6 protein-coding genes are annotated in these 10918 nt (G+C 72.1%); 4 read left to right on the top strand and 2 right to left on the bottom strand.

Features of this window, described 5'->3' with window-relative positions:
* Positions 1-63: 63 nt before the first annotated feature.
* Together G6553_RS06260 and G6553_RS06255 are read left to right on the top strand one after the other, a co-directional pair.
* Positions 64-402: an anti-sigma factor antagonist gene (locus tag G6553_RS06260; RefSeq protein WP_166190198.1), complete on the top strand. Its 339-nt coding sequence runs from the start codon at positions 64-66 to the stop codon at positions 400-402.
* A gap of 204 nt (positions 403-606) precedes the next feature.
* The gene (locus tag G6553_RS06255) at positions 607-3069 is read left to right on the top strand and encodes a sodium-translocating pyrophosphatase (protein WP_166190196.1); all 2463 of its coding nucleotides are present in this window, start codon (positions 607-609) and stop codon (positions 3067-3069) included.
* A gap of 81 nt (positions 3070-3150) precedes the next feature.
* On the opposite strand, the gene G6553_RS21635 is transcribed toward G6553_RS06255, so the two are convergent.
* The gene (locus tag G6553_RS21635) at positions 3151-4476 is read right to left on the bottom strand and encodes an Ig-like domain repeat protein (RefSeq protein ID WP_166190194.1); all 1326 of its coding nucleotides are present in this window, start codon (positions 4474-4476) and stop codon (positions 3151-3153) included.
* Between the two features lie 136 nt (positions 4477-4612).
* The gene (locus G6553_RS06245; protein ID WP_166190192.1) at positions 4613-6217 is read right to left on the bottom strand and encodes an Ig-like domain repeat protein; all 1605 of its coding nucleotides are present in this window, start codon (positions 6215-6217) and stop codon (positions 4613-4615) included.
* A 257-nt stretch (positions 6218-6474) separates the two neighbouring features.
* Between G6553_RS06245 and G6553_RS06240 the strand changes: the two genes are divergently transcribed.
* Both G6553_RS06240 and topA read left to right on the top strand, forming a co-directional pair.
* The gene (locus G6553_RS06240; RefSeq protein ID WP_166190190.1) at positions 6475-7950 is read left to right on the top strand and encodes a methyltransferase; all 1476 of its coding nucleotides are present in this window, start codon (positions 6475-6477) and stop codon (positions 7948-7950) included.
* A 199-nt stretch (positions 7951-8149) separates the two neighbouring features.
* Positions 8150-10867 (top strand): type I DNA topoisomerase, encoded by a 2718-nt coding sequence (topA, locus tag G6553_RS06235; protein ID WP_166190188.1) that lies wholly within the window; start codon positions 8150-8152, stop codon positions 10865-10867.
* Positions 10868-10918 lie beyond the last annotated feature (51 nt).

Genomic DNA, 10918 nt, shown 5'->3' with positions numbered 1-10918 from the left:
GTGTCGGGGTGGGATGCCGACCGCGTACATTCGCCACCGACCGACAGTCTTCAGGGAGAACACGTGGACCTGACTCTTGCGACGCGCGACGTCGATGGGACGACCATCGTTGCCGTCGGTGGCGAGATCGACGTCTACACGGCTCCCAAGCTGCGCGACAAGATCACCGAGCTCGTCGCCGCAGGCGTCTACGACCTGGTCATCGACATGGAGGCCGTCGAGTTCCTCGACTCAACCGGTCTCGGCGTGCTGGTCGGCGGCCTGAAGAAGGTCCGCGCGCACGACGGGTCCCTGCAGCTGGTCTGCACCCAGGACCGCCTGCTCAAGATCTTCCGGATCACCGGCCTGGCGAAGGTGTTCGTGATCCACGACTCCGCCGACGCCGCGCTCGCCGGCAGCTGATCCTCCGCGGGCCCTCCGAGGTCCGCCCCGGCGCGACTCCGCCACCTCTCGACACCACGCCCCGCCCGCGGACGGCGCGCCGCCCGGGCCCCAGGTGGAGACACGGCATGCCTCTGCGTGCGTAGACTCCGGCCGCACGTGATCCAGGTCACGTCGACGTCACCGCCGGCGTGACCTCCGCTTGTCGAGCTCAGGAGGTAGCGCATGCCCGGGATCCATCCCGCCGTCGCCGTCGAAGGGGGGAACCTCGTCCTCGTCATCGTGGTGGCGCTGATCGCGCTCGGTGCGCTTGCGCTGGCGGTGATGTTCCGCCAGGAGGTGCTCGCCGCCGGCGAGGGCTCCCCGAGGATGAAGGAGATCGCCACGGCGGTCCAGGAGGGGGCCAACGCCTACCTCCAGCGCCAGTTCCGGACGCTGGCGGTCTTCGCGGTCATCGCGTTCTTCCTGCTGCTGGTCCTGCCCGCCGACGACGCCGTCGTCCGGGTCTTCCGCTCGGTGTTCTTCCTGGTCGGGGCCGGCTTCTCGGCGGCGATCGGCTACCTCGGCATGTCGCTGGCGGTCCGCGCCAACCTGCGCGTCGCCGCCGCGGCGGAGACCACGGGCCGCGAGCCGGCGATGACGATCGGCTTCCGCACCGGCGCGTTCGTCGGCATGGCCACGGTCGGCCTGGGCCTGCTCGGCGCCAGCCTCGTGGTGCTGTTCTTCCAGGACGACGCGCCCCAGGTGCTCGAGGGCTTCGGCTTCGGCGCCGCGCTGCTCGCGATGTTCATGCGCGTGGGCGGAGGCATCTTCACCAAGGCCGCCGACGTGGGGGCCGACCTGGTCGGCAAGGTGGAGAACAACATCCCCGAGGACGACCCGCGCAACGCCGCCACCATCGCCGACAACGTCGGCGACAACGTGGGCGACTGCGCCGGCATGGCCGCCGACCTCTTCGAGTCGTACGCCGTCACGCTGGTGGCGGCGCTCATCCTCGGGTCGCAGGCCTTCGGCGACAAGGGCCTGGTCTTCCCGCTGCTCGTCCCGGCCATCGGCGCCCTCACCGCGGTGGCCGGCGTCTACCTGTGCAAGCCGCGCGTCGGCGAGAACGGCCTGACCACCATCAACCGCGCGTTCTACATCTCCGCGGGCGTCGCCGCGCTGGCGTGCATCGTGCTGGCCTTCGTCTACCTGCCGACCAGCTTCGCCGACCTCACCGGCATCCCCGCCGGCGGCAGCCCGCTCGACCAGGCGTTCGGCTACGACCCCGCCTCGGGCAACCCGGCCCTGATCGCGGCGCTCGCCGTCGTCATCGGCGTGGTGCTCGCCGCGGCGATCCTCGCGCTGACCGGCTACTTCACCGGCACGGAGTTCAAGCCGGTCAAGGACGTCGGCCGCACCTCGCTCACCGGACCGGCGACGGTCATCCTCTCCGGCCTGGCGGTCGGCTTCGAGTCGGCGGTCTACACGACGCTCGTCATCGGCGCGGCGGTCTTCGGGGCCTTCCTCCTCGGCGGCGGGTCGCTCTCGATCGCGCTCTTCGCGGTGGCCCTCGCGGGCTGCGGCCTGCTCACCACCGTCGGCGTCATCGTCGCGATGGACACCTTCGGCCCGGTCTCCGACAACGCCCAGGGCATCGCGGAGATGTCCGGCGACGTCGGCCCGGAGGGCGCGCAGATCCTCACCGAGCTCGACGCGGTCGGCAACACCACCAAGGCGATCACCAAGGGCATCGCGATCGCGACCGCGGTGCTGGCCGCGAGCGCGTTGTTCGGCTCCTACATCGGCACGGCGGTCGACCAGCTGCGCGACGTCCGCCCGACGGAGGACGACGGGCTGATCAGCTTCTTCGTCTTCAGCCCCGACGTCCTCGTCGGTCTCCTCATCGGCGTCGCCGTGGTCTTCCTCTTCTCCGGGCTGGCGATCAACGCCGTCGGCCGGGCGGCGGGCGCGGTGGTCTTCGAGGTGCGTCGCCAGTTCCGCGAGATCCCCGGGATCATGGAGGGCACCGGCCGGCCGGAGTACGGCAAGGTCGTCGACATCGTCACCCGCGACTCGCTCCGCGAGCTCGCGACGCCGGGCATCCTCGCGATCCTGGCGCCGATCGCGGTCGGCTTCGGCCTCGGCGTGGGGCCGCTGGCCGGGTTCCTCGCCGGCGCCATCGGTGCCGGCACGCTGATGGCGGTCTTCCTCGCCAACGCGGGCGGCGCGTGGGACAACGCCAAGAAGCTCGTCGAGGACGGCCACCACGGCGGCAAGGGCTCGTTGGCCCACGAGGCCACGATCATCGGTGACACCGTCGGCGACCCGTTCAAGGACACCGCCGGCCCGGCCATCAACCCGCTGATCAAGGTGATGAACCTGGTCTCGCTGCTCATCGTCGGCGCGATCGTCTCGCTCACCGTCGGCGAGGACGCCAACCGGCCGTTGTCGGTGGTCATCGCGGTGGTCGCGACCGTCGGCATCGCCGCGGCGGTCGTGATGTCCAAGCGGCGCTCGGTCGTCATCGGCGACGACGACGGCGACCCCGCGCCGCCGCCCGCGCCGCCGGCCCCGCCGGCGGGTGCGACCGACCCGATGGTCGACCCCGCGACCGGCCTGCCGATCACCGGCACCGGCATCGGGGCCGGCGCCGGCCCGGTCGTCGACGAGCAGCCCACCCGGCCGTACCAGTCGCCGACGCCGTAGGGCCGGTCCGCACCACCCGCACGACGAGAGAGCCCCCCGACGCCGCGCGCGTCGGGGGGCTCTCCCTGGTTGTGCGGCGAGCTACTTCTTCAGCACCGTCAGGACGACCTGAGCCGACCGCGACTTCCCCGCGGTCGCGCTGCCGGCGTACACCGCGCGCAGCTTGTGCTTGCCCGGCTTCAGCTTGGGCAGCATCACCGTGCGGACGCCGTTGTCGGAGGGGCGGACGACGTACTTCTTGAGCGCCTTGCCCGCGCGCAGGATGGTGACCTGGCCCGCCGGCTTGAGGCCCTCGGCGCCGAGGCGGATCTTCAGGGCGCCCTTGGCGCCCTTCTCGATCTTCTTCTTGGGCAGGGCGAGCTTGACCGTGCTGGCGGCCTTGGCGACGCGCACGGCGTCGGTGCGGGCCCGGCCGGGCTCGTAGCCGGTGCGGGTGCCGGCGACGACCGCCCACACCTCCTGGCCGGCGTCGGCGCCCTTGAGGAGGTACGACGACTGGGTGGCGCCGAAGATCGGCTCCTGGCCGCGCATCCACTGGTAGGAGAACTGCATCGGGGTGCCGGAGCCGCTCCACGTGCCGGGGGTGACCGACAGGGTGCGGCCGATGACCGGGTTGCCGCTGAGGACGGGCCCGCTGATCGACGTCGGCGCCGCACCGAGCGCGGGGGTGACCTCGGCGGTCGAGACGGTGGTCAGGTCGCCCTTGGCGCCGGTCGCCCTGAACGTCAGCGCCTTGAGGCCGTCCTCGGGAGCGACGGTGTACGACGCGCTCGTGGCGCCCGGGATCGCGACGCCGGAGCGCAGCCACTGGTAGGTGGTGGTGACGCCGTCCTCGAACTGCGCGGCGCCGGTGAGGACCTCGCCGACCTTCGGGGTGCCGGTGACCTTCGCGGCGGTGACGACCTTCGGCGCGGTGGGCTCGGCGCCCGGCAGCTGGATGGCCGAGGTGATCATCTCCAGCGGCAGGAAGCCGAGGAGCGTGGTGGTCACCTTCGCGGCGATCTGGCAGCCCTCCTGCGCCTGCGTGGGCACGAACTTCCACGGGTCGGCGCCGGCGGGCAGCGTGATGAGGGAGCCGTCGCAGAGCCACGAGACGTCGAGCGACAGCAGCTTCTGCAGGTCGATGGGCAGCAGGTCGAAGACCGGCGCCAGCAGCGTGAGGGGGCTGCCGATGCCGGGGACGCCCTCGAGCTTCGGCGGGCTGGTCAGCAGCTGCAGCAGGTCGAGGCCGGGCAGCCCGGGCAGCGGCAGGTCAGGGATGCCCGGAATGCCGGGGATGGCCGCTTCGGCGACAGACGGCTGTGCCGGGGCGGCATGCACCGGGGTGACGGCGGAGCCCGCCACCAGCCCGGTGCTGATCAGCGAAGCGGTGGCGACGGCGCCCAGGGCGCGCTTGTACGACTGCATGTTTCCCTCCCATGTCGGCGCCCTCCCAGGCGCCGGAGATGTGCTTCCTCCGCTCGCGACCGTACGGCGGAGCGTGACCGGGGGCACACGGTTCGCCCGCATGCCCCCGGTGGTCTGGACCGGACGGGCCCGACCGCTACTTCTTCTTGTTCTTCTTGACGACCTTGAGCACGACGACCTTCGAGGTCGACGGAGCCGTGGTCCTCGAGCCGACGTAGGTGACCTTGATCCGGTGCTTGCCCACGCCCATCTTCGGCAGCGTGACGGTGCGCTTGCCGGCGACCGACAGGGTCTTGACCACGCGCTTGCCGTCGTAGATCCGGACCTGGCCGGTCCGCGCGACGCCGGCGGCGCGGAGCGTCACGACGAGCTTGGCCTTGGCGCCCTTGCTGACCTTCTTCTTGGCGAGCTTCGCGGCGGTCACCGAGGTGAGGCGGTTGACGGTGCCGGCGGTGGTCGCGCTCGCGACGGTCTCGGTGAAGCCGGTCGCGGTGGCGGTCACGTCGACGGTCAGGCGCTTGCCGATGTCGGCGAGCTGGACGACGTACGTCGGCCGGGTCTCACCCGGGATCGTGATGCCGTCGCGGCGCCACGCGTAGGTGAACTCGGCGTCCGGCGCGCTCCACGAGCCGGGGCTCGCGGTCAGCGTGCGACCGACCTCCGTGAAGCCGGAGATCGACGGCGCGACCGTCGGGGTCATCGGCTTGTCCACCGCGGTCACGGTGACCGGCGCGCTGGTGGCGGTGCCGTCGGCGTACCCGGCGCGCTTGGCGGTGGCCTTCACGGTGATCACCTTGCCGGCGTCGGCGTCGGTGACGACGTAGGTGGGCGCGGTCGCGCCGGTGACCGGCTGGCCGTCACGCAGCCACTGGTAGGTGTTGGCCGTGGTGCCGGTGCCCGACCAGGTCGGGGCGTTGACGGTGAGCGTCTCGCCGACCTTCGGGGTGCCGGCGATCGACGGCTGCACCGTCGCGGTCGGGGCGTCGCCCTGGGCGACGGTGACGGTGTTGCTGAGCGAGTCCGTCGTGGCAGGGGCCTTCTCGCGGGTGCCGGTCGCGCGCACCGAGAGCGCCTTGCCGAGGTCCTCGACGGTCGGGGTGTAGGTCTGGAGCGTCGCGCCCGGGATGACCGCGCCGGCCCGCAGCCACTGGTAGGTGGTGACGGTCTTGACCTCGCCCGAGTCGTCCCAGGTGGGGGCCGTCGCGGCGAGCGGCGTGCCGACCTTGGCGGTGGTGGGGATCGTGACGGCCTTGGTCGCGACCGGGGCCTTCACGGAGCCCGGCAGACCGGGGATCGCGGGAAGCTGGATCGCGTTGGTGATCCGCTCGATCGGCAGGAGGCCCAGGATGCTGCCGACCACCTTGGCGGTGATGTCGCAGCCCTCCTTCACCTGCTCCGGCACCGGGAAGGTCCACTGGCCCTGCGACCCGGGAATCGCGTTGCCGTCGCAGAACCACTCGATGTCGAGGGTCGCGGCGGCGAGCAGCCCGTCGAGGAGCGGCTTGGTCACGGAGACGACCCGGTCGCCCCCCGGGACGGCGGTCAGGCCGGCGAGCAGGGTCTCGAGCAGGTCGCGCACCGGAGACAGGATCGGGTCGAGCGGACCTGACTGCTGGGCGCGGACGAGCGAAGCCGGCTCGGCCGGTGCGGCCGAGGCCGGCGCGGCGGTCCCGAGCGCGAGGCCCGAGGACAGCAGTGCGGTGGTGGCGAGCGCGCTCAGGGCGCGGTGGTGCGTGGGCATGCGGGTTTCCTCCCCATCGGACGCCCGGTTCCCCACCGGACGTGTCGTCGCGACGCGTCGTGCGCGCCCTGTGTTCCCCCAGGCCTCGCAACCTAGGGGCTCGCCGCGGGGGTAGGAGGCCTCTTTGACTGGACATGGCCCGATCGGACTAGTCCGTCTGGGCTACGTCCCGGACCAGGTCGAACCGTCCGGATGACTCACCCGGGTAGTGCGCCTGGGTGGCGTCGGTGCCCCGTCCAGGCCCTAGGCTCGATCCGATGAGCACCTCCGACCTGCCGGCACGCCTCCGCGCCGCGCTCACCGTCGCCGGCTTCACCTACGACGCGGTCGCCGAGCTGCTCGGACCGCGCACCCACGAGGCGCTCGCGCGCAACGAGACGACGCCGGGGCTGCGGCGTACCCAGGGCGGCTCGCCGCTCGAGACGCTCGTCCGCCTGTTCCTGCTGCAGACCCCGGTCGAGCTGGCGGCGGCCGAGCGGGCGCTGCCCGACCTCGTGGAGCGGATGGCCGCGGAGGGCCTGGTCGAGCAGACGGTGGGTGAGGTGGCGGCGCGCCTGGACGTCCGTCCGTACGCCGCCGACGGCCGCGACCTGTGGGTGGTCAGCGACCTGACCCCCGGCCTCGACGGCGGCCCGCAGGCGGTCGGCGCCGACCACGTGCTCGGCATCAGCCCCGCGTCGACGTCCCTCGCGCAGCTCACCCTCCGCCGGCCGGTCGGCCGCGCGCTCGACCTCGGCACCGGCTGCGGCGTGCAGGCGCTGCACCTCGCCACCCATGCCGACCGGGTGGTCGCGACCGACGTCAACCGCCGAGCGCTGTGGGTGACCCGCTTCAACGCCGCGCTCAACGAGGTGGCCGACCGCGTCGACGTGCGGGACGGGTCGTACTTCGAGCCGGTCGCGGGCGAGACCTTCGACCTCATCGCCACCAACCCGCCGTTCGTGATCTCCCCGGCGACCGGCGAGCGGCTGGTCTACCGCGACTCCGGACTGCCCGGGGACCGCGTGGTCGAGGACATCGTCCGCGCCGCGCCGACGCACCTCGCCGACGACGGCTGGTGCCAGGTGCTGGCCAACTGGGCGGTCCTCGACGGCCGGCCGTGGGACGAGCGGCTGGCGCCGTGGATCGCGGACGACTGCGACGCGCTCGTCGTGCAGCGCGAGCTGCTCGACCCCGCGGCGTACGTCGAGCTGTGGCTCAAGGACGCCGGCCAGCACGGCGCCCCGGACTACCTGGTGCGGTACGACACCTGGCTCTCGTGGTTCGAGGAGCAGGGCGTCGAGGCGATCGGCTTCGGCTGGGTCAACCTGCACAAGGTCGGAGCGGGCGCGAGCCGGCGCACCTTCCTGGACTGGCCGTACGACGTCGAGCAGCCGATCGGCCCGGCGATCGAGGCCTGGGGCGGGGCGGGCCCGGTGCTGGCGGCAGGCGTCGGCGCGGACGCGCGGCTCACGACCCGCGAGGACGTGCGGCAGGAGACCACCGGCCCGGTCGGCGCCGAGGACCCCGAGACGATCGTGCTGCGCCAGCAGCGCGGGCTGCGGCGCGCCCGCCAGGTCGACACCGTCGAGGCCGCCCTGGTGGGTGCCTGCGACGGCGAGCTGACCGTCGGCCAGATCCTCGACGCCGTGGCGCAGCTGCTCGACCGCGACGCCGCCGAGACCCGCGCGACCTACCTGCCGGTGGTCGGCGAGCTGGTCGAGGAGGGGTTCCTCACCGCAGCTCGCCCCTGAGCAGCCATGGCCGGCGGGCCGCGGGACGTCGACGCCGGGTCGTGTGCCCGAGGTCGCGGTCGGGCGAGTCGTGGGGCACACGACCCGTCCGGACCGGGACCCACGGAAGCGGCGCGGTCGGCGCCACGCGCTACCGTGACCGGCTGTGAGTCCCCCGAGCGCGGGGAACCACCCGGCAACGTGAGGAAATGACAGGTCCGTGGCACACAAGTTGGTGATCGTCGAGTCCCCGGCGAAGGCCCAGAAGATCGGGAGCTACCTCGGTCAGGGGTACGTCGTCGAGTCCTCGATCGGCCACATCCGGGACCTGCCCCAGTCCGCAGCCGACATCCCGGCCAAGATCAAGGACAAGTGGTGGGGCCGGTTCGGGGTCGACATCGACAACGGGTTCGAGCCCTACTACGTCGTCCCGAAGCGCTCCAAGGACCAGGTCAAGAAGCTCAAGTCGCTCCTCAAGGACGCCGACGAGCTCTTCCTCGCCACCGACGAGGACCGCGAGGGGGAGGCGATCGCCTGGCACCTGCTCGACGAGCTGAAGCCGAAGGGCATCCCGGTGCGCCGGATGGTCTTCCACGAGATCACCGAGCCCGCGATCCTCGCCGCCGCCGAGAACCCCCGCGACCTCGACATGGACCTCGTCGAGGCCCAGGAGGCGCGCCGCATCCTCGACCGGCTCTACGGCTACGAGGTCAGCCCGGTGCTGTGGAAGAAGGTCATGTCCGGCCTCTCCGCCGGCCGTGTCCAGTCGGTCGCGACCCGCCTGGTCGTCGACCGCGAGCGCGAGCGGATGCGCTTCCACGTGGCGTCCTACTGGGACCTCGACGCGACCTTCGACGCCGGCGCCAAGAACGACCAGCGCATGTTCCCCGCCAAGCTGCACTCGGTCGACGACGTCCGCGTCGCGCGCGGTTCCGACTTCACCCAGGACGGCGTCCTCAAGGACGGCGCGAAGGTCGTCCACCTGGACCGGACCCGTGCCGAGACGCTCGCCGGTGCACTGCAGGAGAGCACCTTCGAGGTGCGCTCGGTGGAGTCCAAGCCCTACCGCCGCTCGCCCTATGCGCCGTTCCGCACCACGACGCTGCAGCAGGAGGCCAGCCGCAAGCTCGGCATGAGCGCCAGCGTGACGATGTCGGTCGCGCAGCGCCTCTACGAGAACGGCTTCATCACCTACATGCGCACCGACTCCTCGACGCTGTCGGGGGCCGCGATCGACGCGGCGCGGTCGCAGGTGCGCGAGCTGTACGGCGCGGAGTACCTCCCCGACGCCCCCCGCACCTATGCCGGCAAGGTCAAGAACGCCCAGGAGGCGCACGAGGCGATCCGCCCCGCGGGCGACACCTTCCGCACCCCCGGCCAGACCGGCCTGACCGGTGAGCAGTTCCGCCTCTACGAGCTGATCTGGATGCGCACCGTCGCCTCCCAGATGAAGGACGCCACCGGCCAGTCGGTCTCGGTCCGCATCGGCGGCGCCGCGGCGACCGGCGAGGACGTCGTCTTCTCCGCGAGCGGCCGCACCATCACCTTCCACGGGTTCCTCAAGGCATACGTCGAGGGCACCGACGACGGCGGGCAGAAGGACGACGCGGAGACCCGGCTGCCGGTGCTGACCGAGGGCGACGCGCTGTCGGCCGCCTCGATCGCGGCTGCCGGCCACGAGACCAAGCCGCCCGCGCGCTACACCGAGGCCACGCTGGTCAAGGAGCTCGAGGAGCGCGAGATCGGCCGCCCGTCGACGTACGCCTCGATCATCAAGACGATCGTCGACCGCGGCTACGTCTACAAGAAGGGCAACGCGCTCGTGCCGGCGTGGCTGGCCTTCTCGGTGATCCGCCTGATGGAGGAGCACTTCCCGCGGCAGATCTCCTACGAGTTCACCGCGCAGATGGAGGACGTGCTCGACGAGATCGCGGCCGGGCGCAAGGAGCGGAAGACCGAGCTCGCGGAGTTCTACTTCGGCTCCGGCGACGTCGAGGGGCTCAAGAAGCTCGTCGACGGCCTCGGCGACATCGACGCCCGCGAGCTGGCGACGTTCCCGATCGGTGGCCCCGACTCCGGCATCCACCTGCGGGTGGGTCGCTACGGGCCCTACCTCGAGGCCGTGCCGACCGACGGGGGCGACGACGACGGCAGCCTCGCCGGCAAGCGCGCGAACGTCCCCGACGACCTGCCGCCGGACGAGCTGACGCTGGAGAAGGCCAAGGAGCTCTTCGCCAACCCCGCCGGCGAGGAGATCCAGCTCGGCCGCCACCCGGAGTCCGGCCTCGAGGTCGTGGCGAAGAACGGCCGCTACGGGCCGTACGTCACCGAGGTGCTGCCCGAGGACGCCAAGAAGTCGGCCAAGCCGCGCACCGGCTCGCTGTTCAAGTCCATGTCGCTCGACACCATCTCGCTCGAGGACGCCGTCAAGCTGCTGTCGCTGCCGCGGGTGGTCGGCACCGCCGAGGACGGCGAGGAGATCACCGCCCAGAACGGCCGCTACGGCCCGTACCTGAAGAAGGGCACCGACTCCCGCACGCTCCCCGCCGAGGAGCAGCTGCTCACGATCACGCTCGACGAGGCGCTGAAGATCTACGCCCAGCCCAAGCAGCGGGGCCGGGCGGCGGCCGCGCCGCCGCTCAAGGAGCTCGGCAACGACCCCGTCTCGGGCCAGCCGGTGGTCGTGAAGTCCGGCCGGTTCGGCGAGTACGTCACCGACGGCGAGTACAACGCCACCCTCCGCAAGGACGACTCGGTCGAGTCGATCACCCTCGAGCGTGCCGCCGAGCTGCTCGCGGAGCGGCGCGAGCGCGGCCCCGCCAAGAAGGGCGCGAAGAAGGCGGCCAAGAAGGCCCCGGCGAAGAAGGCGGCCGCGAAGAAGACCACCGCCAAGAAGGCCGCCACGAAGACGACGAAGGCCGCGGCGAAGAAGGCGTAGCCGCCGAGCTTCCTCGGCTGGTTGAGGAAGGCGCGCAGCGCCTGTCTAGAA

Origin of the sequence: Nocardioides sp. IC4_145, from assembly GCF_011250565.1 — a bacterium.
In the GTDB taxonomy this organism is placed as follows: domain Bacteria; phylum Actinomycetota; class Actinomycetes; order Propionibacteriales; family Nocardioidaceae; genus Nocardioides.
Note: the sequence above shows the minus strand (reverse complement) of the source record. Positions and strands in the feature narration are given on the sequence as shown.